This window comes from Nitratireductor sp. PBL-C9 (assembly GCF_050877045.1).
GTDB lineage: Bacteria > Pseudomonadota > Alphaproteobacteria > Rhizobiales > Rhizobiaceae > Nitratireductor > Nitratireductor aquimarinus.
On sequence record NZ_JBPAXW010000001.1, the window covers coordinates 572977 to 596878 of the forward strand.

General features: G+C 58.4%; 19 protein-coding genes. 11 read left to right on the forward strand and 8 right to left on the reverse strand.

Going from position 1 to position 23902, the window contains the following annotated elements; all coding sequences use genetic code 11:
• Positions 1 to 30: 30 nt before the first annotated feature.
• Positions 31 to 1263: an NAD(P)/FAD-dependent oxidoreductase gene (locus ACRTG1_RS02735; protein ID WP_432515722.1), complete on the reverse strand. Its 1233-nt coding sequence runs from the start codon at positions 1261 to 1263 to the stop codon at positions 31 to 33.
• Between the two features lie 344 nt (positions 1264 to 1607).
• Between ACRTG1_RS02735 and ACRTG1_RS02740 the strand changes: the two genes are divergently transcribed.
• From ACRTG1_RS02740 to ACRTG1_RS02790, 11 genes are all read left to right on the forward strand, one after another.
• Positions 1608 to 2420, forward strand: a complete 813-nt coding sequence (locus ACRTG1_RS02740; RefSeq protein ID WP_432515723.1) for a creatininase family protein — start codon at positions 1608 to 1610, stop codon at positions 2418 to 2420.
• Entirely contained in the window at positions 2417 to 3220 is an 804-nt protein-coding gene (locus ACRTG1_RS02745) for an ABC transporter ATP-binding protein (protein WP_113156592.1), read from the forward strand. The genes ACRTG1_RS02740 and ACRTG1_RS02745 overlap by 4 nt, the downstream gene beginning before the upstream one ends.
• A 10-nt stretch (positions 3221 to 3230) precedes the next feature.
• On the forward strand, positions 3231 to 4064 hold the full coding sequence (locus ACRTG1_RS02750) for an ABC transporter permease (RefSeq protein WP_206545208.1): 834 nt from the start codon (positions 3231 to 3233) through the stop codon (positions 4062 to 4064).
• 50 nt (positions 4065 to 4114) lie between these two features.
• Positions 4115 to 5320: an amidohydrolase family protein gene (locus tag ACRTG1_RS02755; protein ID WP_432515724.1), complete on the forward strand. Its 1206-nt coding sequence runs from the start codon at positions 4115 to 4117 to the stop codon at positions 5318 to 5320.
• A complete protein-coding gene (locus ACRTG1_RS02760; protein ID WP_206552991.1) occupies positions 5317 to 6699 on the forward strand; it encodes an FAD-binding oxidoreductase in 1383 nt (460 codons plus the stop codon). The genes ACRTG1_RS02755 and ACRTG1_RS02760 overlap by 4 nt, the downstream gene beginning before the upstream one ends.
• A 53-nt stretch (positions 6700 to 6752) precedes the next feature.
• On the forward strand, positions 6753 to 7739 hold the full coding sequence (locus ACRTG1_RS02765; protein ID WP_222474321.1) for an ABC transporter substrate-binding protein: 987 nt from the start codon (positions 6753 to 6755) through the stop codon (positions 7737 to 7739).
• A gap of 61 nt (positions 7740 to 7800) precedes the next feature.
• Entirely contained in the window at positions 7801 to 8460 is a 660-nt protein-coding gene (locus tag ACRTG1_RS02770; RefSeq protein ID WP_113156588.1) for a TetR family transcriptional regulator C-terminal domain-containing protein, read from the forward strand.
• A gap of 94 nt (positions 8461 to 8554) precedes the next feature.
• The gene (locus ACRTG1_RS02775) at positions 8555 to 8875 is read left to right on the forward strand and encodes a 2Fe-2S iron-sulfur cluster-binding protein (RefSeq protein ID WP_432515725.1); all 321 of its coding nucleotides are present in this window, start codon (positions 8555 to 8557) and stop codon (positions 8873 to 8875) included.
• 284 nt (positions 8876 to 9159) lie between these two features.
• Positions 9160 to 10503 (forward strand): amidohydrolase family protein, encoded by a 1344-nt coding sequence (locus ACRTG1_RS02780; RefSeq protein WP_432515726.1) that lies wholly within the window; start codon positions 9160 to 9162, stop codon positions 10501 to 10503.
• A 137-nt stretch (positions 10504 to 10640) separates the two neighbouring features.
• Entirely contained in the window at positions 10641 to 11585 is a 945-nt protein-coding gene (locus tag ACRTG1_RS02785) for a SphA family protein (protein WP_113156585.1), read from the forward strand.
• A 71-nt stretch (positions 11586 to 11656) separates the two neighbouring features.
• The gene (locus tag ACRTG1_RS02790) at positions 11657 to 13336 is read left to right on the forward strand and encodes an alpha/beta hydrolase (RefSeq protein ID WP_432515727.1); all 1680 of its coding nucleotides are present in this window, start codon (positions 11657 to 11659) and stop codon (positions 13334 to 13336) included.
• 77 nt (positions 13337 to 13413) lie between these two features.
• On the opposite strand, the gene ACRTG1_RS02795 is transcribed toward ACRTG1_RS02790, so the two are convergent.
• The 7 genes from ACRTG1_RS02795 to ACRTG1_RS02825 form a co-directional block, all read right to left on the reverse strand.
• Entirely contained in the window at positions 13414 to 13731 is a 318-nt protein-coding gene (locus tag ACRTG1_RS02795) for a response regulator transcription factor (protein ID WP_432515728.1), read from the reverse strand.
• A gap of 507 nt (positions 13732 to 14238) precedes the next feature.
• The gene (locus tag ACRTG1_RS02800; protein ID WP_432515729.1) at positions 14239 to 16542 is read right to left on the reverse strand and encodes a dipeptide ABC transporter ATP-binding protein; all 2304 of its coding nucleotides are present in this window, start codon (positions 16540 to 16542) and stop codon (positions 14239 to 14241) included.
• On the reverse strand, positions 16539 to 18212 hold the full coding sequence (locus ACRTG1_RS02805; RefSeq protein WP_432515770.1) for an ABC transporter permease subunit: 1674 nt from the start codon (positions 18210 to 18212) through the stop codon (positions 16539 to 16541). The genes ACRTG1_RS02800 and ACRTG1_RS02805 overlap by 4 nt, the downstream gene beginning before the upstream one ends.
• 41 nt (positions 18213 to 18253) lie before the next feature.
• Positions 18254 to 19231 (reverse strand): ABC transporter permease, encoded by a 978-nt coding sequence (locus ACRTG1_RS02810; RefSeq protein WP_113156579.1) that lies wholly within the window; start codon positions 19229 to 19231, stop codon positions 18254 to 18256.
• A gap of 69 nt (positions 19232 to 19300) precedes the next feature.
• A complete protein-coding gene (locus ACRTG1_RS02815; protein ID WP_432515730.1) occupies positions 19301 to 20899 on the reverse strand; it encodes an ABC transporter substrate-binding protein in 1599 nt (532 codons plus the stop codon).
• A gap of 721 nt (positions 20900 to 21620) precedes the next feature.
• The gene (locus ACRTG1_RS02820) at positions 21621 to 22364 is read right to left on the reverse strand and encodes a GntR family transcriptional regulator (RefSeq protein WP_245447846.1); all 744 of its coding nucleotides are present in this window, start codon (positions 22362 to 22364) and stop codon (positions 21621 to 21623) included.
• Between the two features lie 4 nt (positions 22365 to 22368).
• Entirely contained in the window at positions 22369 to 23895 is a 1527-nt protein-coding gene (locus ACRTG1_RS02825) for a tripartite tricarboxylate transporter permease (protein WP_432515731.1), read from the reverse strand.
• Positions 23896 to 23902: the final 7 nt, after the last annotated feature.

Consider the following 23902-nt stretch of genomic DNA (forward strand, 5'->3'; position numbering starts at 1 on the left):
GTCGCCTCAGCCGCGCAATGTGTGAAGGGCTTAGTTCGCCTTGAAGGCGCTGATCAGTTGCTTGAGGCGCTGGGCGCCCTCCGCGATATCCGCAGCCGAAGGGTTGATGCCAGCTCCAAGAAGCCGGCGCGCGATCATGTGGTCAGCTGGCCTGTTGATGGAATCGACGGCGACCAGTTTCTCACCCCTGAAATGATAGACGGAGAAGGCATTGTCTTCGGAAGCGCCGGAAACGATGAGACTGTCTGCGCCCGCCGCCAGCCCCGCGGTCTGGATCTTCATGTCCCCCTGATCGGACCAGAACCAGGCAACCTCGGCATAGGGCCGGCCACCGCCGGTGAGAACCCGAGCAACGTGCCGCGCATGGTCGGTGGCGTTCTGCACCGATTCCAGCCGCACCCGCTCACCAAGCTGATGGTGATCAAAACTCACGCAATCGCCAATGGCGTAGATATGCGGTGCTGAACTGCGCAGGTTCGGATCGACAACGACGCCATTCGCAACCTCAAGCCCCGCCTCGGCGGCAAGTTCCACATTGGGCACGGCCCCGATGCCCATCACGACCATATCAGCGTCGAAGCGGCGGCCATCTGCGGTGGAAACTGCAACGACCTTTCCACCCTCGCCATGGATAGCGGCAAGCTGCGCAGAGGTGATCAGATCGATACCGGCGGAGCGGCTGCGCTCTTCCACGTGAGCGGAAACGACCGGCGCGACAGAGCGGGCAAGCACGCGCGGTGCAGCCTCGATGAGGGTGACCGACTTGCCAAGGCCGATGCAGCTATGCGCCATTTCCATGCCGATGAAGCCGCCACCGACGATCACGACATTTTCAACCATCGGCATTGCCGCGCGGATGCGGCGGGCGTCTTCCATGGTGCGCAGCGTGACGATGCCGTCAAATTCCATTCCGGGAAGCTGTGGCATGCGAGCGCGTGCGCCCGTCGCCAGAACGAGATCGGTAAACGCGAGCTCTCGTCCATCTGCAACGATCAGGCGCTTGCCATCCACGTCGATCCGCTCGGCATGCACGCCGAGCTCCAGTTCGACGGCATTGTCGCGATAGACGGCTTCGGTGCGCAGCACCAACCCTTCTCCATCGGGCGTTTTCAGGTAGGATTTCGACAGCGGCGGACGGTGATAGGGCAGATCCTTTTCATCGCTGACCAGCACGATCTCGCCGGAATATCCCTCCTGGCGCAGACTGACAGCAGCCTGCGAGCCACCGTGCCCGCCGCCCACGATGATGCATCTCTCAACCATAAACACCTCCGCTGAAAGCCCCGGCACAAAGACCCGCGCCAGAGCAATCTCAAGCGGCCCGCTTACCGCGCGATTTGCACGTTTCGCTCTCCCTCGAGGGGCCGCAGGACATTTCGTTGCATATTTCCAACGTCATTTAAACAATTAGTTTGACCGATCGGTCAGATCAGTTAGTAATATTGCTCAGAACATCGTTCCAACCCCCATGGAACGCAGGGAGGAAGCCTTCAGTTTCAGGGATGGGGAAGTCGCTTCGGCGGTGTGTGGAGGCACACCGCCATGTGGGGCGGCTTGGCGTCTTGCCGTGGCGAGACTGCACGGAACATGAGGGAGGAATACTGATTTTGAAGAGATATTGGTCGGACTATACGAGCGAAGAGTTTTCCCGGCTTGATCGAGGCAACATGGTGGCGGTTCTGCCTGTCGGCGCGACAGAGCAGCATGGACCCCATCTGCCCCTGTCGGTGGATGCCGCGATCGTCAGCGGAATGGTTTCGGCCATCATCGAGCGATTACCGGAAACAAGCCGGACCCTGTTTCTGCCAACGCAGCCGATCGGCAAAAGCAATGAGCATGCGCGTTATCCCGGCACACTGACCTATTCGGCACAGACACTCATCTCCATGTGGTGCGAGATTGGAGCCTGCGTCGCTGCCAACGGTGTGCGCAAGATGGTGCTGCTCAACAGCCATGGCGGGCAGATCAGCGTCATGGACATCGTTGCGCGCGAACTGCGCCAGCGCCACGGCATGATGGTGTTTTCCGTCAACTGGTTCGGACATGGCCTGCCGGACGGCCTTTATGACGCGCATGAAACGCTGCACGGCATTCACGCCGGCGACATGGAGACATCGGTGATGCTTGCCATGCATCCCGATCTGGTGGTGATGAGCAAGGCGCAGAACTTCGCCGCCCTTACCGAAACCTTCGCCAGCGAATATCGCCACATCTCGCTGGCGGGCGCAAAGCCCGGCTGGCAGATGCATGACATCAATCCCTTCGGAGCTGCCGGCAACGCCACGGCGGCGACCGCAGAGAAAGGTCACCAGACAATCGATTATGCAGCCGACCGTCTCGTCGAAGTGCTCGCCGAGGTGGAGCGCGCGCCTTTGACCTGGCTCGACAACAATCCTGCCTGGGGTGAGGAAGCACAATGAGAGCAGCAGCTACGACCGGCTCGCAGCCACTGATCGAAATCAAGAACGTCTACAAGCAGTATGGAACGGGCATTGTGGCTGTCAGCGACATGTCACTCTCCATTGAGGACGGTCAGTTCGTCAGCTTCCTTGGCCCCTCCGGCTGCGGCAAGAGCACTGCACTGCGCATGATCGCCGGCCTGTCCGAAGTGTCCGCCGGGTCGATCACGGTGAACGGCCATGCGCCGGGAAGCAGTTCCGGCCCGCAGGACGTCGCGTTCGTGTTTCAGGAGCCGACGCTCATGCCCTGGGCATCGGTGTTCGACAATGTGTACCTGCCGCTGCGTCTTGGCGGCATGTCGCGTGCGCAGGCAGCGCCGCGCGTCGAGGAGGTGCTGGCGCAGGTGGGGCTGAGCAAGTTTGCGAAAGCCTATCCGCGCGAACTTTCGGGCGGCATGAAGATGCGTGTCTCGATTGCGCGCGCAATCGTGACCAAGCCCCGCCTTCTGCTGATGGACGAGCCGTTTGCCGCGCTCGATGAAATGACCCGCTTCAAGCTGAACAACGACGTTCTGCGTCTGTGGCAGGAGCACGGGCTGACGGTCATCTTCGTGACCCACAGCGTTTATGAGTCGGTCTATCTGTCCAACCGCGTCGTGGTGATGGCCGCAAGGCCCGGGCGCGTGGTCGACGATATCGCCATTCCGGGAAGCTACCCCCGTGCGGACAATTTCCGCGCCACCCGCGAATACACCGAAAGCTGTGAAATCGTCTCCGACGCGCTCAACCAGACGCTCGGCAATGACGACATCAATCATTGAGGGCCGCGCCATGACAACCGAGACGCCAGTACTCAATTCAGAACAGAACCGCCGCGCCCGCATCGAGCGCCGCAAGGCGGTCATCATGCCGACAATGGCCATCATCATCGCGCTTCTCGTGTGGGAAGGGCTGGTGCGCTACCATGAGGTTCCTCACTACATCATCCCCGCACCATCGCTGATCGCGCAGACGCTGGTGAAGGACTGGTCTTCGCTGATGAGCTCGATGATGTTCACGGTGAAGCTGACCATGCTTTCACTGCTCTGCGCCATTGCCGGCGGCGTTCTGATGGGCATGATCTTCGCTCTATCGCGCACCGTGGAAATGAGCTTCTTTCCCTTTGCGGTGATCCTTCAGGTCACGCCGGTCGTGGCGATTGCGCCGCTGATCCTCATCTATGTGCATGACACCTTCACAGCGCTGCTCATCTGCGCCTGGATCGTGGCCTTCTTCCCGATCCTGTCGAACACAGTGATCGGCCTGCGCAGCGCCGATCACAACCTGCGCGACCTGTTCAAACTCTATCGCGCCACGCCCTTGCAGCGTCTGCGCTTCCTGCTCGCGCCCAGCGCCCTGCCCTATTTCATGGCAGCGCTGAAGATCGCCGGCGGTCTGGCTCTGATCGGGGCCGTGGTGGCCGAGTTCGTCGCGGGCACCGCCGGTCAGAACACGGGGCTCGCCTCGCGCATTCTGGAATCCAGCTTCCGCAACGAGATACCGCGCATGTTTGCCGCGCTGTTCCTCGTCTCGGTTCTCGGCATTGTCATCTTCCTTGCAACGAGCTGGCTGTCGCGCCTCGTGCTTGGTCGGTGGCATGAAAGCGAAATCCGCCGGGAGGCCTGAGCGTGTACAAAGGCCACGACATTCCACACGTTTCTGCGCCGGATGGGACATTGCGCCTGTCAGGCGTGGGCGTGGCCGCACTTCCCGGACGCCACGATGTCGTGGTGAAGGATGGGGTTATCGCCGATATCGTTACGGCGGCCCCCGGCGAGGCCGAAAAAGCACACGGCGGCTTCATCACGCCGCTTCTGGCCGATGTGCATGTTCACCTCGACAAGACCCACACCATCGCAAGGATCAGGGCCGGCAATCCGGCCCCGATCCAGTCCCTGTTTGACGCCATTGCGCTGATGGAAGAAGACAGACCGAACTGGTCGGCAGCCGATATCCGCGCGCGGGCCGTGCGCGCGCTCGAAGCGGCCTTCGCCCACGGGGTTGGCGCCCTGCGCAGCCATGTGGACTGGGTAACGCCGGAAGTGCCGGATGCATGGCCCATCATTTGCGAATTGCGCGAAGAATGGAAAGGCCGGATCGACCTGCAACCGGCAGCCCTCGTTCTGGGAGATATCGTACCGGAGGCCGGAAGCGCCATTGCGGCGCGGGTCGCGGATGACGGCGGCGTGTTCGGCGCCTTCTTCTACCGCAACGCAGATCTGGCGGCGAAGGTTGAAACCATGTTCAGCCTTGCCGCGCGCCATGACCTCGACCTCGATTTCCACATCGATGAAGGGCTGGAGCCGGAAGCCGACGGGCTGTCGCTCGTGATCGACGCCACAGCGCGTTTCGGCATGGCCGGTCGCGTTCTGTGCGGCCATGCCTGTTCCCTGTCGCTGCGACCGGCAGACGAACTGGAGCGGATTTTGGCGGCTGGCGCGCGCGCAGGCGTGGCGCTCGTTACCCTGCCCTCCACGAACCTCTACCTGCAGGATCGCGGAAACGGCCGCACGCCAAATCTTCGCGGCCTCGCGCCGCTGAAGGAAGCACGCGCGGCGGGCATGGAAGTGATGATCGCTTCCGACAATGTCGGCGACGCCTTCTACCCCTACGGCGATTACGACCCGCTGTCCGTTCTGCGACTGGCGGTGCCAGCCGCGCATCTGGAACCGGACGCGTGGCTGGACAGCATTACCTCACTGCCCTCCCGCAAATGCGGAAGCAGCATTTCAGGGCTCATCGAAAAGGGCATGCCGGCCGACTTCATCTGGCATGCCGCAACAGACATGGGCGACCTCATCAGCCGGCCCCGCAGCGAACGCATTGTCTATCGGAGCGGTACGCCGCTGCCGACGGCAACCAACGACTGGAGAAACACATGAACCTCGCGACCAAGCCCGCGCGCGCCTATGACTGGGCCGCTTTCCGCAGCGAGATCGATGGCATTCGCGTCTATGACGATCCGAAACAGGTCGAGCTGCGCTCCCGCGATTATTTCTGGTACAGCCCCATCCTCAGCGAGGATATCGGTCATTTCGTCGGCGATCTCGTCGTCATCCCCGCCGATGAGGAAGAGGTGCGCCGCGTGGCGGCAGCGGCGGCCCGGCTGCGCATCCCGATCACCATCCGTGGCGGCGGAACCGGCAATTACGGCCAGTGCGTTCCGCTGGAAGGCGGCATCATTCTCGACATGACCAAAATCGACAAGGTGCTGTCGATAGAGCCGGGCCGTGTGCGGGTGCAGGCTGGTGCGCGCATCGCCCGGCTGGACGACGCGGTGCGCGAAACCGGGCAGGAACTTCTGATGTACCCGTCGACACGGCGCATCGCCACCATTGGCGGCTTCTTCACCGGCGGCTCGGGCGGCATCGGTTCGCTGCGTCATGGCATGCTGCGCGACGATGGCAACATCTATTCGGTGAAGGTCATGACGCTGGAGCCAGAACCGAAAATCATCGAGCTGCACGGCCACGACATCCAGAAGGTGCAGCATGCCTATGGCACCAACGGCATTGTCATGGAACTGGAGATCGGCCTGACCGAGAAGACGGACTGGATTCACACCGCCGCCCTCTTCGACAGCTATGATGCAACGCTTCGCTTCTGCCTCAAGGCGCTGGAAGAGAAACTCGACTGCTATCTGCTGACCACCGTGGATCGCCGCTTCTCGCGCTTCTACACCAAGTTCGGAGACCTGTTCCCGGCAGACCGCGACGCGGTGTTCGCGATGATCGCGCCCGAAGAGCAGGAGCGCTTTGCCGAACTGGCGGCATCGTTCGGCGGGCGCGTTTCCTTCAGCATGACGCAGGACGAGCTTCACGCAAACGGGCTGCAACCTGCATATGAATGCGGCTGGAACCACACCACCCTGCAGGCGCTGAAAGCCGAGGAAGGCTGGACCTACCTGCAGGTCGCCTACCCGCGCCCCTTCGATCCCGAGACCGTCATGCGCCAGATGGAGCGCTATGGCGACGACCAATACATGCATCATGAAATGGCGCGGCTGGAAGGCGAAGTGCAGATCTTCGGCCTGCCGCTGGTCCGCTACAAGGACCGCGATGACACCTACCGGGTTATCCGCGAACTCGAAGAGCTGGACGGTTGCGACATCTACGATCCGCACGCTTTCACCATTGAGGATGGTGGAATGAAGCAGATCGACACCATGCAGATCGAATTCAAGAAACTGGCCGATCCCTTTGGCCTGCTCAACCCTGGCAAGACCCGTGGCTGGACGGCCGACATGGCCGCCAAAGACTGAACCGAAGAACGAATGGGAGTGAAGTTCTTATGAAAAGCATGCACAAAGTCGCAATGACCGCAGCAGCTCTTGTGGTCTCCACGCAATTCGCCATGGCGCTGGACAAGGTTACGTTCGGCACCAACTGGCTGGCTCAGGCCGGCCATGGCGGTTTCTATCAGGCCGTGGCCGACGGCACTTACGAGAAATACGGTCTCGACGTCACCATCGAGATGGGTGGCCCGCAGGTCAACAACCGGCCGATGCTCGCTGCCGGCCGGCTGGACTTCCTGCTCACCGGCAACCTTCTTTTGTCCTTCCACAACAACGCCAATGACATTCCCACCACCGTCATCGCTTCCTTCTATCAGAAGGATCCGCAGGCGCTGATGGCGCATGAAGGCGCTTACAAGGACTTTGAAGACCTCACCAATGCGCCTTCCGTGCTGATCGCCAAGGACACCCAGTATGGTCTGTGGCGCTGGCTGGTCAGCGATTTCGGCTTCAAGGACGAACAGATCCGCCCCTATGGCTACAGCCTCGCCCAGTTCCTGAGCGACCCAAAAATGGTTCAGCAGGCCTACGCCACCGCCGAACCGCTTTATGCCAAGAAGGAAGGGGCTGACGTCGCCACCTATCTTCTGGCCGACTATGGCTACAGCACTTACGCCAACACGATCGAAACCCGTACGGATCTGGTCGAGAACAATCCTGATCTTGTTCAGCGCTTCGTGGATGCGAGCATCATCGGCTGGAACAATTTCCTCTATGGTGATCGCAGCAAGGCCTATGAGCTGATCATGCAGGACAATCCCGACATGAGCGCCGAGACGCTGGATGGCGAGATCGAGATGCTCAAAAAGCTGGAGATGATCGACAGTGGCGATACGCTGGAAAAGGGCATCGGCGCGATGTCGCTTGACCGTGTGAAGCAGTTCTACGAACTTGCAGTCAAATCGGGTATCGTCGAGGATGGCAAGATCGACATTTCGGAAGTTGCAACCGACGCATTCGTCAACAAGGGCGTCGGGCTCGATGTGAAGAAGCAGCTCAACCCATAAACGCAAAACGGAAAGTGGAGTGATGGGCAACCGTTCTGCCCATCACCTTTGTGCAAAGGCAATGACGCAGCAAAACGCTGAAAATCAGGAAACTCAGACGTCGCGCGCCAGGGACAAGGTTCTCGAGCGGCGGCGCATGATCCTTGCAACCATTCGCGATGCAGCAATCGATGAGTTTGCCAGCAAGGGTCTCATCGGCGCCTCCACGCAGGCCATTGCCCAGCGTGCCGGGCTGACGAAACCCCAACTGCATTACTACATCTCCAGCAAGGAAGAGCTGTATGAGGACATACTGGTCTATATCCTCGACGAATGGCAGGAGCTGTTTCTCAGCGCCTCCACCGGTGACACGCCTGCAGACGTGATCCGCGCCTATGTGCACAAGAAGCTCGAATATGGACGCAGGAACCCCAACGCGTCGCGCCTCTTCACCACCGAGATAGCCAATGGCGCGCCCGTGCTGGGCCGTCACTGGGCCCCCTATCAGGCCTCGACCCGCGAAGCGGTCGGACTGATCCAGTCCTGGGTCGATCAGGGGCTGGTCAGAGCGGTCGACCCCCTGCTGTTCCAGATGCATATCTGGGCGGTTACCCAGCATTATGCGGATTTTGATGTTCAGGTCCGCAACATGATGAATCTGGATGAGGGCGAGGAGCCGGACTACGGGCAGATCGAAAAAGAGGTCACGTCCCTTTTCCTGCGCGCACTGGGCATCGAATAGCCTTCCCCCTCCCACCCTGCAGACAAAACAAACCGGGCCGCAGCAGTCAAAACGGCCGCGCCCTTAATCACACAAGACCCGAAAGATCACTCCCATGACACGCATCATCTATGTGACCCACGACAACCAGCGTTTCGAGCATGATGCTGAAAACGGGTCCTCAGTCATGGAAGCCGCCGTGCGTGCCGGCGTTCCCGGCATTGAGGCTGAATGCGGCGGGGCCTGCGCCTGCGCAACCTGCCACGTCTACGTAGAGCCGGAATTCATGAACACGGTTGGCGAAGCTGACGGCATGGAAACCGATATGCTCGATTTTGCCTGGGAGCCATCGGCCAATTCGCGCCTCTCCTGCCAGTTGACGGTAACCGACGCGCTTGATGGCCTGGTGGTGCGCGTTCCCGCACGTCAGGGCTAGAGCGGGCCACGAGGCAGCTTTGCGGAAATGCCTGCGGCTGCGTTCCAGCGCGCAAGCTGACGCCGCGCAGACAAGCTATGCAAATCGCCGCCATTTATTATGATCACAGCAATCATGAATAAATAAGATAAAATCTGCCCAGAAATCCCCATTCTCTAAGAGATTCTGATTTTTCTCCTGTTGAATATTTGCATATTCATTGTATTGCTGCGCTTATCCTGATCATTTAAGTGTCTGGAAATTGTGTTGAAATTGGCTGCATGGAATGGGCGGGCGAAAGAAAAATGATCGGCAAACTTGGCAATTTATTCGCGAGCGCCATGTTGGCGCTGTTTGTAGCCAGCCCCCTTCAGGCACAAAATATCTCTTCGAACGCAGTCGTTTTTGAAAATGTTCGCATTTTCGATGGGACTGCCTTGACCGAGCTAATGAACGTGCTGGTCGAAGGAAATCAGATCGCAGAGATATCAGCTGACCCGATCAGTACGGACGCGGCCACCACACGGATCGCGGGCGATGGTCGGACGCTGATGCCAGGGCTGATCGACGCCCACTGGCATACGTTCATGGTCCGCCCCTCGATGATGGTTGCGTCCACTGCACCATTTCCCTTTATCACCCTGCTTGCGGGTGCCGAGGCTGAGGCAACGCTCATGCGCGGCTTCACAAGTGTTCGTGATTTGGGTGGGCCCGCATTCGGCCTGAAGATGGCTATTGACAGAGGCGTGACCCGCGGGCCGCGGATCTGGCCGTCCGGGGCCATGATCTCGCAGACTGGCGGGCATGGTGATTTCCGGATGCTTTCCGAAATTCCGGCCACACCAGACACCTTGAGCTATCCTGAACGTATGGGCATGTCCGCCATCGTTGACTCGCCGGACGAGGTTCGCAAGCGCAGTCGGGAGCAATTGCTGCAGGGCGCCAGCCAGCTCAAATTAACCGTTAGCGGTGGGGTCTCGTCCCCCTATGGGCCAATCGACACAATCCAGTTGAGTGTTGACGAAATCCGGACAGCGGTCGAAGCCGCTGCAAACTGGGGCACTTATGTAACAGTGCACGCCTACACGCCAGAAGCCATACGCAACGCCATCGAGGCTGGCGCAAAAGTCATCGACCACGGCCAGCTGGCTGATGAGGCCACCGTCAAGATGATGGCTGAAAACGGTACGTGGTGGAGCCTTCAACCCTTCGTTGGCGATGAGAATGCAAACCAGCATGCGGATGCCGAACGTCAGGCCGCCTCAGCCGAGATTCACGCCGGCACCGACAGGGCATATGAGCTGGCGCGCAAATATGGCGTTAAGGTCGCCTTCGGCACGGATATCCTGTTTGATGCCGCACGCGCCGCAAGACAGGGCGCGCAGCTTGAGACAATGACGCGGTGGTACACTCCGGCAGAGGTGCTGAAGATGGCGACGGCAGACAATGCCGAGCTGTTGGCCCTGTCTGACAGGCGTAATCCCTATCCGGGAAAGCTGGGCGTCGTTGAAGTCGGGGCGCTTGCCGACCTGCTTCTGGTCGATGGTGATCCAATCGCTCAGATCGACCTGTTTGCAGATCCCGCCAAGAATCTGCTGGTCATCATGAAGGACGGTCGTATCGAAAAGAACATCGTCGCGGAGAACTGACAAAGCCGGTCGGGCAGCCCTGGTGTTGCTCGCGGGGTTCTTTTCAGGCCGGTGTTCAGGGCCGTTTTTTTGATCGTTGGATCAGCCATCGAGCCGCAATGGTCAAGGCAGATGCGCTGGGAGTTTAGGCTGATAATATGAAGTTCCGTTTCGGTTGTGCGATTTCCCTTGCTCTTGGCTGTCTCTATCCGGTGGGTGACCTCCATGCCGCTGAAGGTGGCGCTGGTGTTTATCTGTTGGGGTTGCGCAGCAGCGGCGCTGGTTTCACTCCGCCTCCGGGGCTTTTCTTTTCGGATCAGCTCTTCATGTATAACGGGTCGCTTGAAGGGCGTGTTGAGCTGGCCGGCGGCGTGCTCGCCGGTGGCGTCGACGCTGACCTCATCATTAACATTCCAACGGCGCTTTGGGTGACCGAGGCCGAGATATTCGGAGGGCGGCTTGGTTTCTCGGTAACAACGCCGTTTGGCCGCACCAGTGTCAGCGGGTTCGTGAACCCGTTTGGGAGGACGAGCGACAGTGTGTTGACGTTCGGAGACCCTGCCCTGACCACCTTCCTTGGCTGGAACGTTGGCAACTTCCACATACAGTCTGGCGTCACCGGGTATTTCCCGATTGGTGACTACAGGGAAGCCGCACTGGCGAATGTTGCTCGCCACAGGCTGGCGGCAGACGTCTATACGGCCATCACCTGGCTCGATCCCGAATGGGGCATTGATATCTCGAACACGATCGGGATCACCTTCAATGCGAAAAACCAGGCGACCAATTACAAGACCGGAATTGAATTCCACTGGGAAGGCGCGATTACCAAGCAGCTGACCGAGCGTTTCTCGGCAGGGCTCGTCGGGTATTACTACAAGCAGCTCACCGCCGATAAGGCGCCCCCGCCAATCGCCGCGGTTCTTGGCGATTTCAAGGGCGAGATAGCAGGTGTGGGTGTCCAGGTTGGTTATAACTTCCAGATTGGCGAAGCACCCGTCTCGACCCGCCTGAGGTATTACCATCAGTTCAGCGCAAAAAATCACCTTGAGGGTGATTCAGTCTTCCTCTCTCTGAGCTTCCCGCTGGCGGTTAATCGGTAGAGAACATTTCAATTCACTTGAAATGTGAAAATCATTGGCTTCGGCTCGGATCTAAGTTTTTGGGGTTTTTGATGGGTAGGCTGTATTCTGCATTTCAGCGCCATTTTAGTGGTGCCGGAATGGTTCTTGGAGTTTTGTTCTTCTTTGCTTCACTGACCCCCAGCCTCATCCCGCGCAGCTTCGAGGTACAGGGTGTCCTTGGCGGCGTGGCATTCAGTGCAGGCTATGGCATCGGTGTTCTTCTTGTCGCCACGTGGCGCTATCTGCAGTTGCCGTCGGTTGATAAAGGGCTTCTGAGGCTCACAAGATTAGTTCTTTCCCTGATTTCATTGATCGTCATAGTCGTCGGCTTGTATAATTCTGCCGCTTGGCAAAATTCGGTTCGCGGTGTTCTGAACATGGAACCGGTGGATAGCGCCTATCCTGTAAGCATCATCATCATCGCCATTCTCACATTCGCTTTCCTGTTTCTCTTGGCGCGCGGTATCATTGCGCTGGGTCGCGCCGTAGCAAACAGGCTTGATAAATTTCTCCCGCGACGGGTTTCAATCATCGCTGGTGCAGCGGTGACGCTCATCGTCGTTGCCACACTCGCGAACGGCCTTTTGATCGAGTACACGTTTCGTCTTCTGGACAAGTCATTTGCGGAACTCGACGCACTACACGAACCTGAACGCCCGCAGCCTTCAGTCGTCGAGCGCGCAGGCAATCCGTCTTCGCGGCTGGAATGGCCAAAACTGGGTCGGGCTGGAAGAGAGTTTGTCGCATCGGGCCCGACGGCGGCAGATATCAGCCAGGTTACCCAAAGAGCCGCAGTTGAGCCCATCCGTCTGTATGCCGGTTTGCAAGTCGCAGAGACGCCCGATGAGCGCTCACAGCTCCTGCTTGATGAGCTCATTGAGCTGAATGCCTTTGATCGGGCCGCCCTGGTTGTCGTTACGCCGACTGGCACAGGTTGGGTTGATCCGTCTGCCATCGATGGTCTGGAGTACCTGTATGATGGCGACACTGCCAGTGTCGCTCTGCAGTACTCCTACTTGAACAGCCCGCTCTCATTGGTGTTCCAGTCTGAAAACGGCCTTGAATCGTCGCAAAGCCTTTTCCGAACCATCTACAGATACTGGCAGAAACTCCCTGCCGGTCAGAGGCCCAAGCTTTTCCTGCACGGGCTCAGCCTCGGTGCGTTCAATTCCCAGCGTTCCATAACGTTCCTTGACCTCCTCGGAGACCCGATCGACGGCGCTGTCTGGAGCGGAACGCCTTTTCCAAGCGAGAAATGGCAGACAATCACCGCAGACCGCGATGCAGGTTCCACACAGTGGCTACCGGTTTATCAGAGTGGGCGCTTTGTCCGCTTCATGAACCAGAATGGCGTCCCCGAGGGCAACACTGCACCCTGGGGCAATGTTCGCATTGTCTATCTGCAGTATGCCAGTGATGCGATCACGTTCTTCGACAAGCACCTGCTCTACAGAGAAGCCGACTGGATGAAGGCTCCAAGAGGTCCAGATGTTTCTCCTTTGCTGAGTTGGTATCCGATTGTCAGCATGCTTCAATTGCTGGTCGACATGCCGTTATCCGATGGTGTGCCGATGGGGTATGGCCATGTCTATGCGCCGGATCATTATCTGGATGCCTGGCTTGAGGTGACAGGAGTGGAAAACTGGAGTTCTGAAGAGATAGATGCGCTTAAAGTGCATCTGCATTCGAAAGCCTCAAATGCGGACGGCTACGAGTATCGCGGCGGATGATCGTGAAAAGGGCGGCTGAATGCCCCCCCTGGCAGGGTGGCCCCAAGATTAAGCGTGCACCGGCGGGAGAGAAATGCTCAGCGAGAGCCCGAACGCACCAGACCTGTCTCCAACGCGATGCGCGTTGCCTGGGCGCGTGATGTCACCTGCAGCTTTTTGTAGATGCTTTTGACGTAATCGCCGACCGTATGCTCCGACAGACCGACGATCTCGGCGATACGCATATTGGTGTGACCATTGACCAGTTCCGCCAGCACCTGTTTTTCGCGGGGACTGAAATGAATGCTGCTGCTCGTGTCAACGCGCGCCTCCACGCATTCGCTCCCACCGTATTCAAGAATGTCTTCTCGTAACCGGACGCGGCTGACAAGACTGAGCTTCGAGCGCACCTTCATCTGCAACAGTTCAAAATCGACCGGCTTGGTCAGAAGGTCGGCTTCAATTCCCGTATATAGGGGGGGGGGGGACCGCAGTTGGAGCATCCCAACCCATTGGGTCGGGTGGCTCTGTCACATTATTCTCGAGCTATCACCAGCATGAATGCCCCCAATTTCCGGAGGGCTCATTCATGTTCAATGGCCGCCATTTCCGCCAATCAGTGATCCAGCCGCGCGAACTGTCCCGCCTGGCTATGATCTCAGCGTCGGATATCTGGAGAAATGATAGCCGAACAGGCCCGTCCAGACATTCCAACACCACCCAGCGCCGCCAACCAAGTGACCATATCTGGAACACTCTGCGCTCAAGCTGGTTGAAGCCACTTGGCGGGAGTGGTCCTCAGCGTTGAACGGTCCTGTGCTCGAGGGCAACACCTTCCCCTGCCCTCCTGCCGGCAGCCAAAAATTTGCACCAGAGCCACCTGAACCACCGGGCAAGGTTTACCCCTGCGCAGTCCCACTTTTCTAAACCTCGTCAAGAAGGACGCACGCCGCCGCGTGCCCGCCACCAAGGTCGCGAAGTCCCGGAGGGGGCTGAGAAGCGAAGGTGACACGCAGATCCGATCCAGTTTCGACAATCTGCGCCGCTTCTACCAGCGATGCGTGCTTCGCCTCCATCGCTGCCAACAATGCAGTACGTGCAGAGGCCAGACCCTGCGGTGCCCTGACCACAAGGTCCAACCCTTCTCGGGTGATCTTTCCCAGAGCAGCCGTCTGCCGTTCCTTTGCTGCACCATCACGCACCGCTTCCTCAGAAAGCGCTGAAAGCACATCGCGCCCCTCCCAGCCGCAGCTTGCGGTCGCCAGCGGACAGCGGGTGTGGAAGCGACAACCATTAGGCACATCGATCGCAGACGGGATTTCACCCGCGACCTCCAACGGTGGCTTTGTCACCTCTGGATCGGGTTCCGGCGACGCCTCGATCAGCAATTGTGTGTAAGGGTGGCGGCGCTCACGGATGACCTTTTCGGTCGGGCCAATCTCAACGATCTGGCCCAGGTACATAATGGCGGTACGGTCGGCGACGTAGCGAATTGTTGGAAGGTCGTGGCTTACATAAATAAAGCTGATACCCATCTCGTCGCGGAACCGCCGCATCAGGTTCAGAACCCCGGCTCTGATAGAAACATCCAGCATCGATACTGGTTCATCTGCGACAATAATCCGGGGCTCCAGCACGATTGCACGCGCAATCGCCACACGTTGACGCTGCCCTCCGGACAGTTCATGCGGAAAGCGCTCCAGATAAAGCTCCGCTGGTTTGAGACCAGCGCGCTCCAGCGCATTTGTGACATGCGCCTTTCGCTCGGAAGCCTTTTTCGCAAGTTTGTGGACGATCAGTGGTTCACTCACGATCTGTGCGATGGTGAAGCGGGGATTCAGCGTTTGATAGGGATCCTGGAACACCATCTGCGCGCGGCGGCGGAATGCCTTGAGAGCTGCGCCACTGAGACCAGAAATATCCTCCCCCTCTGACGCGATGACACCGGCGGTCGGTTCCTGCAACTTGACCAGAACCTCTCCCGTGGTGGTCTTGCCCGATCCTGACTCCCCGGCAAGCCCCAGAATTTCGCCTGCCTGAACACTCAGACTGATGCCATCGACTGCATGAACCTTGCGTTCCGGGCCCAGGAAGCCTGACGGCGCATCAAAATGGCGCGAAAGGGTCTCGACCCGCAGCACCTCGCCTTTCACGGTTTCGCACGCGGAAGACGGTTTCCCCTCTACTTCAGCGCCAAAGCGGCGGCTCACGGCCTCCCAGGTTTCATTGTTCGCTGCAGTCTCACGAAATTCATGGACCAGGTCGACATAATGACACGCGGCCGAACGGGTCTCGTCGATCTTATGAAGAGGCGGCATCTCGTTGCGACATAATTCGGTGGCAAAAGGACATCGCTCAGAGAACCGGCACCCGGCAGGCGGGCTCAACAGATCCGGGGGATTGCCGGGTATGGAGATCAGCTCTTTCTGTGCGCCGTCCAATGTCGGAAATGCGTTGGTGAGGCCCATCGTATAGGGATGGAAAGGCGCGCCGAACACTTCACGCACCGGGCCGATCTCCATGATCTTGCCCCCGTACATCACCGCTACCCGATCACATGTCTGTACCACGACAGAAATGTCATGCGTAATAAACAGCAGGCTCATCCCGCGCTCACGGCGCAGTTTCGCCAGCCGGGCAAGGATCTGAGCCTGCGTCACCACATCCAAGGCGGTGGTGGGCTCATCCGCGATCACCAGTTTGGGTCCAAGCGCCATTGCCATGGCGATGACCGCCCGCTGCTTCATGCCGCCCGACATCTCATGTGGATAGGCACGCAACCGCGAGGGGTCTATGCCCACGGCTCGAAACAGTTCAGCTGCCTGATTCAGAGCATCATCCCGACTGATCGCGATATGCGTTTGCATGGCCTCAACGATCTGGTCACCGACCCGGTAAACCGGATCCAGCGCATTCATTGCGGCCTGCGATATCCAGGCGATCTCCTTCCATCGCACGGCGCGCATTGCCTCCCCGCGCAAAGGAGCGAGATCGCGACCATCCAGATCTATGCGTCCTCGAGCAATCTCTCCATTAGGCGGCAACAGCTTCAGTATCGCCTTGGCGGCAGTCGTCTTACCGCAACCGGATTCACCAACGAGCCCCAGGGCTTCACCCGGCCGGATCGTGAAATCGATGCCGTCGACGGCTCTGATCGGCCCTTTCCCCGTGCCGTACTGGATCGCCAGATCGCGCACATTCAACAGCGGCTTGTCGTCATTCTTCATGTTCGTGCCCTCAGCCGCGGGTTCGCGACGACTTCCAGTGATCGTGAGATGAAGAAGACCGACAGCACCGTTGACATGATGAACAGTCCCGGCGGCAGGTTCCACCACCAGGCGGTTCGCCAGGCGCCAGAGAGCCGTGCATCATGCAAAATACCGCCCCATGAAACCGACTGTGGCGGTCCAAGTCCGAGAAACGAGAGCGTGGCTTCGGCGATGATCGACACGCCGACTGTGATGGCAAGCTCCAGAAACACCAGCGGCATCACATTTGGCAGGATGTGCAGATACATTATGCGCAGATCCGACGCACCCGCGACACGCGCCGCCTTCACGAATGGCCTTTCGCGCAGACTCAGCACCTGAGCCCTGATCAATCGTGCGGTCGTCCGCCATGTCAGCAGTGAAACAGCGAGAATGACGATCAGCAGGCTGGGCTTGAACAATAGCACCAGGATAAGAGCGAAGGGCTCGAAGGGAATGCCATACATAACGTCCACGGTTCGCATCAGAATCGAGTCCGTACGCCCCCCGTAATAGCCTGCGACAAGCCCGACATTGGTGCCAATCAGCATGACCAGAAAAGCACCAAGAAAGCCGACCAGAAGCGCAATTCTTGCCCCATGGATATTGCGGCTGAACAGGTCACGGCCCAGATGGTCTGTGCCGAACCAGTGCTGTGGTGACGGTGGCGAGAAGCGAATGACAAACCTGTCGGAGCCCAGCGCCAGCGCATCAGCGTCAGTGACAAGAATTGCCCGCAAGTGACGCTCGGACTCGGTGTTTGCCAACGTCCACTCCCCGCCGCGCACAAGCTCCATCACGATGCCATTGCGACCCACGGCATATCCAGTGCCATCGTCGCCGATCCAGCCTGACATCAGCGCGCGCCTGTCCGGCGTGCGATCACTGACCCAATCAGCGTCGGGACCGTCCCGACGCAGCAGGGTTCCGCGCTCACCTATGGCCAGGGCTATGCCGGCCGGCGAAACATGAACATCGTTGAGGTCGCGGCTGGTACCCAGACGCAGCATTTTTGCCTGTTGGCTGACCGGATCATATTGCAAAGCCAGCCCACGCTCACCCACCACCAATGCCGTTCCATCGACATCGCGCTCGACCCCACGCAGAGACATTCCGCGGTTGATCGGGCTGGTAACAGGGGTCAGGCTTCGATCAGCAAGCGCAAAGAGCCACAACGTCTCTTCGTCACCAACAATCAAAGCCGTGTCATCAGCCAACCAGGAGACGGAGCGCAATGTAACTGGAGCGAGGGACTGCAAAGACTGCCATTTCTCCCCCTCGCGCAGCAGCAATGTTCCCTGCTCACCCACAATCAGCGCGACGCCGGATGCTGTGACATCGACGCCGAACAGATCGACTTCGGTCGGAAGAACCGTCCGCGACCAACCGCCGTTTTTTCGAGTCCAGAGGCTACCCTCACGCCCCACAATCAGGTCTTCACCGGGGCGCGATGCCGTATCGTTTAATGCGACATGACCAAGGGAAGGCTGGAGCACCCAGCCCTCATCGCTTTTCATCAGGACGGAGCCATCCTCGTCCTCGTTGATGGCGAAAGGATCTTGCGGTGCGATCAGCGGTGCGAATACGGCCATGGCGAAGATCAGCCCGAGCACGCACAGACCGACAACGGCCAGCCTGTCCTGCATCATCAGCCGCAATGGAGCGAAAGTCTCTCTCAGAGCCGGGGACATCATGCCAGTCGCACCCTCGGATCAAGGGTCGAATAGAGGATGTCGACCAACAGATTCAGAAACACCACGAAAGCCGCCATGATGAGGAAGCAGGCCTGCGCCAGCGGAAAATCAGACGTGCGCACGGCGTTGAGTATTTCGCGCCCCAGGCCAGGCCACGAGAAGACCACCTCCACAACGACCTGCCCGCCGGCGGCAAGTCCGATGGTGACTGCAAGCTGTGTCACCACCGGGAGCAGCGCGTTGCGGGCCGCGTGGCGATACAGCACCGTGCGTTCTCGCAGTCCCTTTGCGCGCGCCATCTCGATGAAGTCTTCTCCATAGACCTCAAGCATGGTGTTGCGCATGATCAGCAGAGGGGAGCCCAGATAGAAGAGCGCCACGATCATCGCCGGCAGTATGAGGTGGTGCAGGAAATCCAGAGTCAGGATTTTGTCCCAAAAGCCCGTCGCTTCATATGGAAGCGTGCGCATCCCCGATGTCGGCAACCATTCAAGCCAGACGCCGAACACGAGGATCGCGATCATGCCCGTCCAGAACATCGGGGCTGAGCGGAACATCAGCCCCAGGAAAATACCGAGAGAATCCGCGCTGGTCCCGCGTCGCCAGGACAGCCAGGCGCCCAACGGCACGCCCACTCCATAGGCAAGAAAGATCGCCGCCAGCATCAGAACCAGCGTGTTGCCCAGCCGCTCCCAGATGATCTCCGCAACCGGCGCGCGGTAGTGGAATGACATTCCGAAGTCGCCGGTAGCGGCATTCTGCAGGAAGATCATATATTGCTGCCACAAGGGCTTATCCAAGCCGAATTGTTGGCGAACTTGCGCACGCTGCTCGGGGTTTAGCCCCTCGGATACCAGAGCCGTTGTCGGGTCAGGTAACCCCACACGAAACAGAAAGAACAAGAGAGTCGCGATAATGAACAGGGCCAGAAGCGCCTGTAGAAAGCGACGTAAAAGATAGCCGCGGCTGTGCATGGGAAATCCTGCAAGCGTGAGAGACCGCCATGGCCGGAACGCCATGGCGGAACAATGGAGTGATTGCGCTTACTTCTGGAGTTTTCCGTCGTCAGACCACGTGTAGCCAGCAGCTTCCAGTGCGGCCCGAGCCGCCTCTGGATCATGTTCGAACCGTTCCGTGAACGGGTTGTGCCAGAAGCCGTTCACCGGAGCGATCACGCCGGATCCAACCTCGCCTCGCCCATCCAGAAGCACGTTGACGATGCGTTCGCGATCGACCGCCTGGGTTAGTGCACGCCTGAACTCAACATCATCGAAATGTGGCTCTCTCAGATTGTAGGTCAGGTGATAATAGCCAAAGTCCGGCACAGACACGACATTCAGGTCCGTGTTCTCCTCGGCCAAGGGGATCTGCCCCGCCTCCATGCGCCAGGCGGTTACGTCAATCTGGCCGGTCTGAATGGCCGTGAAGACGCCTTCGCTGTCGGCAAAAATCTGAAATTCGATCGCATCGACCGCGATTTCATCCGCATGGAAGTGATCCGGGTTCTTGTCGAGCTTCATGAACTCACCCGGCGAATACTGGTTGAATTTGAACGGCCCCGAGCCAACGGTGGGGATGTCGGCCGGGGCCAACTCCATCGGGTTCTCGATCTTTTCCCAGATGTGCTTGGGGAGGATCGAAATCTGGCTAAGCGTAATCGACGTGAAAGGCGCGGAAGGCTCGCTCAGATTGAAACGAACTGTCAGCGGATCAATGACCTCCACATTATCCAGCGCAGTCAGATAGCTGTTGAAATAGCCGTAGTCCGAACCGACCAGATAGTCGAATGAGAATTTCACGTCTTCGGCAGTGACAGGCTCACCGTCGTGGAAGGTAAGCCCTTCACGCAGCTTGACCTCAATTGTCGTCTCGTCAACGCTGGTAATGGATTCAGCCATCCAGTTCTGCGCCTCAACTTCGGGCGTCAGGCGAACAAGACGGTCATAGTACAGCCGCATCCATTTCCAGGCCCATACCGTGTTGGCGAGCATGGGATTGATGTTATCAGGCGACTGCGGCCCGCCGTAGCGCAGGGTCTTTCGCTCGGTAAGTGGCTTTGCCTGCATCGGGACCCACTCGGAATAGAGGGCTTCGCCGGGCATGGCATTCATGTTCTCAAAGGTTTTATTGTTATACGCGACGACTTCATCGCGTTGAAAGAGGACCACCAACGGGGCGTCAGGCGCGGCGATTTCTTGCAAGCGGTGGACAATCTCCTGCCGTTTTGCCTGATCAAACTCCCTGGATTGCTGCTCAAACAGCCGGTCGTACTCTGCGTTCTCATAGCCACCGGGGTTGTTGGCGCCCATTACCGCGTTCTCGCTGTAAAGAGTGCCGAGAAAGAACTGCGGATCCAGGCGAGCCACTCGACCAGACCAGCCGGCGATAACCACGGAGAAATCCTGCTGATCGTAAAACTTGTTCAGCAGGGTTGAGAACTCTGTCGGAGAAACCGTGACGTCCAGCCCCAACTCCCGCCAGGCATCGGCAATGATATAGGCGCCCTCATAGCGGATCGGATCATAGGCTTCCGTGGTCGTCAGAATTTCGATTGGAGGCACCGCCTGCTGAGCATGGGCGATAACCGGAGATCCGAACGTAAGGCAAAGCGCCAATCGGCCGGCAGTTGCGATATCCAACATCTTGTTCCCCTTGGTGTTTCTTATGCACACACGATGCGGTGTGTTTTTTGGTTGTTAGAGATCAACCCGCCGGAGAAACGTTGCTCGGCGGATCAGTTCGTATCTGGAGTGTGTGATAGAGATCGTTCAGACGAGTAGGCGCGCACCAATCAAACTTGGAAAGGTCCGCCGTTTTCGGCATTCAAAGCTGAATTATTACTTTGATATTTATCTATGAATCTATGCTTTGTGAAAACACAATTGAATTATGATTATTTATTAATTTCATTTCCAAAACCAAACCCTCCAATAGAAAAAACAATTGAATGAAAAAAATAAAATTTCACAATGGCGTGAAAACACCATTACTATAATACTATGATTTACACTTCGACTCGCTTCCGGGCAGTTCATCCGCAAGAGGCCGAAGCGTCATTGCCGACCGGAATATGTTGTCATTGATGGCAGTTTAAGCAGCCGAGCGGCAATCATCGCCTGTGATTGAGGAAAACAGCTTGCAGAACCGGTCCGCCCCAGCGGATGCTGCCAACCCACGTTCTCTCAGGACAATCGGCGCACCAGACGCCGCATCCGATCAATCCCCGGTTTTCTCTCAGCTTCGAGCGCCGGAACAATCCGGTCAGGCATCAAGATGATCCACATGATGCGCAAACATCAGGCGAAACCTTTCAAAACCAGCACCGTCAGATTTCGTGACAGAGCCGAAAAATCCGCCCTGATCTTATCCGAACCGCATATTCCACATTCTTATGTAGTGTTTTTTGCAAGGCTCAAGGTGCTCGCGGCAAAGACGGATCAGCGTTTCGCGATCCTGCGCCCGGAGAGCCTCGACCATCTCAAAGTGAGCCTGCGCGGCCCAGTTGAGATTCTCTTTATCCTTGATCAGAACAGAACGGTAACCGTGAGACTTCTGAGCCAATCCCCGAATGGTCTGGAAAAGCACCTTGTTGCTGCATAGAGAAAACAGCGCTTCATGAAAAACCAGATTGCTGCGGAAGGCCCCGCGCAGGTCGCCATCACGAACCGCAGCCGCGTGCTGTTCTTGCAGCGCCGAGAGATTGTCGAGTGCTTCCTCTGGAAGTGGCAATGGGATCAGGGATGCGGCGTGACACTCCAGCAGCTCGCGGGTGAGATGCAGTTCCTCCACCTCGCGTGCCGCGAACATTTTGACCATGGTGCCGCGGTTGCGCACGCGCTCCACCAGTTCCAGCCGCTCGAGCTCCATCAGCGCGCTGCGGACGATGTGACGCTTGACGCCAAGCCGCTCACTTTGATCTTCCTCAACGATACGCTCTCTAGGCTGCAGCACCCCGAAGACAATGTCTTCCTCAAGCTGCGCAGTAACAGCCTCTATCAGCGAGGCGTTTGAGACGTTCGGCGACGCGGACAGGTCCACGTCACGGGAGAAGTCGCTAGCCAATCCTTGCATCGTTGTTCCTGCTTCCAACCAGAAAATTCCTTTCATCCAGCTATTCGGTCGACGCTGGCTTGCCGCCCGCAAGCGTCTTGAACCGTGCGAGTGTGCGACCCAGAACGGGAGTCGACTGCAAGATCGAGAGCATCGCGATAACCAGCAGTATCGCAGCAATCGGGCTCCTGAGGAAGACGGTCCATTCACCCTGCCCGATCAGCAGGCTCTGCTGCAGACTGTTGTCCATGACCGGACCGAGAATGAGACCGATCACCAGCGGCGGGGCCGGGATGCCAACCTCGTTGAAGATCCATCCGAGCAGGCCAAAGCCGAGCATCAGCCAGACATCGAAGAAAGAATTGTTGATGGCGAAAGCACCGATTACGGACATGACGATGATGACCGGAGCAAGAACACGGTCGGGGATCCGCGTGACGGTGACACAGATGCGTGTGAACAGGATGCCGACCACGAACAGCGCGACATTTGCCATCAGCACCGCCCAGAGAAGCGTATAAGTCACATCTCCATGCTCACTGAGCAGGTTCGGTCCGGGCAGAATGCCATGCACCATCAGGCCACCCATCAGAACTGCCGTGGCTGAAGAGCCTGGAATGCCAAGGGCGATGGTTGGCACCAGTGCGCCACCGACAACTGCGTTGTTGGCGGCCTCGGGGGCGACGACGCCAGCTGGTTCGCCTTTGCCGAAATTCTCTTTGTTTGGAGAAAAGCGTTTAGCTTCGTTATAGGCGAACCATGACGCGGTATCGCCGCCAGTGCCCGGAATCAGGCCGGTGACGATACCAATTGCTCCAGAGCGCAGGCTGTTCGGCAGCAGCGCGAAGAGCTCGCGTAGAGACGGCAGCATCCGATCAGTGATCTTGGAAACGCGCTCGGACCCGTCATTGCCGGGCTTGGTGATCAACTGGATGGCTTGTGGAACGGAGAACAGGCCTATCAAAGCAACGGTGAAGGGGATACCGCCAAAAAGGTTCAGCTGGTTGAACGTGAAACGCGCCGTGCCAGTCGTCGGGTCCATACCGACAGTACCGAGCAGGAGCCCCATGGCTCCGGCGAGCAATCCGAGCGTGGTTGAGCCCTGTGACAGCGACCCGATCATCGTAATGCCCAGGACCGAGACGGCAAAGATCTCCACCGGGCCGAAATTCAAAACGACCTTGCCCAGCAGTGGCGCGATCGTAAGCAGTGCGACGGATGACATGACGCCACCAATCAGCGATGCCGTCAGGGACAGGCCGAGAGCCTTGCCTGCCTGTCCACGCTGCGCCATTGGATAACCATCGACCACCGTCGCGGCGGCGGAAGGTGTTCCCGGCGTGCGCAACAGGATCGCGGCGATTGATCCGCCATACATCGCAGCGAGGTAAAGTGAGGCCAGCATGGAAATGCCAGTGCTCACATCCATCGAAAAAGTCATCGGCAACAGCAGCGCGATAGCCATCGTGGCCGAGAGACCAGGCATCGACCCAACTGTGAGGCCAATCATTACACCAACGGTGATGGCAAGCAGGTTGACTGGTTCCAGAACATTGAGGAGCCCGGTCAGAACGGCTGTATCTGTCATCTTTCTT

What these genes read in the sequence shown, in the direction of transcription:
- ACRTG1_RS02795 (WP_432515728.1), bottom strand. Translation starts at nt 13,731, where the DNA reads ATGAAGGTGCGCTCGAAGCTCAGTCTTGTCAGCCGCGTCCGGTTACGA.
- ACRTG1_RS02750 (WP_206545208.1), top strand. Translation starts at nt 3,231, where the DNA reads ATGACAACCGAGACGCCAGTACTCAATTCAGAACAGAACCGCCGCGCC.
- ACRTG1_RS02760 (WP_206552991.1), top strand. Translation starts at nt 5,317, where the DNA reads ATGAACCTCGCGACCAAGCCCGCGCGCGCCTATGACTGGGCCGCTTTC.
- ACRTG1_RS02790 (WP_432515727.1), top strand. Translation starts at nt 11,657, where the DNA reads ATGGGTAGGCTGTATTCTGCATTTCAGCGCCATTTTAGTGGTGCCGGA.
- ACRTG1_RS02825 (WP_432515731.1), bottom strand. Translation starts at nt 23,895, where the DNA reads ATGACAGATACAGCCGTTCTGACCGGGCTCCTCAATGTTCTGGAACCA.
- ACRTG1_RS02780 (WP_432515726.1), top strand. Translation starts at nt 9,160, where the DNA reads ATGATCGGCAAACTTGGCAATTTATTCGCGAGCGCCATGTTGGCGCTG.
- ACRTG1_RS02785 (WP_113156585.1), top strand. Translation starts at nt 10,641, where the DNA reads ATGAAGTTCCGTTTCGGTTGTGCGATTTCCCTTGCTCTTGGCTGTCTC.
- ACRTG1_RS02820 (WP_245447846.1), bottom strand. Translation starts at nt 22,364, where the DNA reads ATGAAAGGAATTTTCTGGTTGGAAGCAGGAACAACGATGCAAGGATTG.
- ACRTG1_RS02775 (WP_432515725.1), top strand. Translation starts at nt 8,555, where the DNA reads ATGACACGCATCATCTATGTGACCCACGACAACCAGCGTTTCGAGCAT.
- ACRTG1_RS02805 (WP_432515770.1), bottom strand. Translation starts at nt 18,212, where the DNA reads ATGATGCAGGACAGGCTGGCCGTTGTCGGTCTGTGCGTGCTCGGGCTG.
- ACRTG1_RS02800 (WP_432515729.1), bottom strand. Translation starts at nt 16,542, where the DNA reads ATGAAGAATGACGACAAGCCGCTGTTGAATGTGCGCGATCTGGCGATC.
- ACRTG1_RS02810 (WP_113156579.1), bottom strand. Translation starts at nt 19,231, where the DNA reads ATGCACAGCCGCGGCTATCTTTTACGTCGCTTTCTACAGGCGCTTCTG.
- ACRTG1_RS02765 (WP_222474321.1), top strand. Translation starts at nt 6,753, where the DNA reads ATGACCGCAGCAGCTCTTGTGGTCTCCACGCAATTCGCCATGGCGCTG.
- ACRTG1_RS02745 (WP_113156592.1), top strand. Translation starts at nt 2,417, where the DNA reads ATGAGAGCAGCAGCTACGACCGGCTCGCAGCCACTGATCGAAATCAAG.
- ACRTG1_RS02815 (WP_432515730.1), bottom strand. Translation starts at nt 20,899, where the DNA reads ATGTTGGATATCGCAACTGCCGGCCGATTGGCGCTTTGCCTTACGTTC.
- ACRTG1_RS02770 (WP_113156588.1), top strand. Translation starts at nt 7,801, where the DNA reads ATGACGCAGCAAAACGCTGAAAATCAGGAAACTCAGACGTCGCGCGCC.
- ACRTG1_RS02735 (WP_432515722.1), bottom strand. Translation starts at nt 1,263, where the DNA reads ATGGTTGAGAGATGCATCATCGTGGGCGGCGGGCACGGTGGCTCGCAG.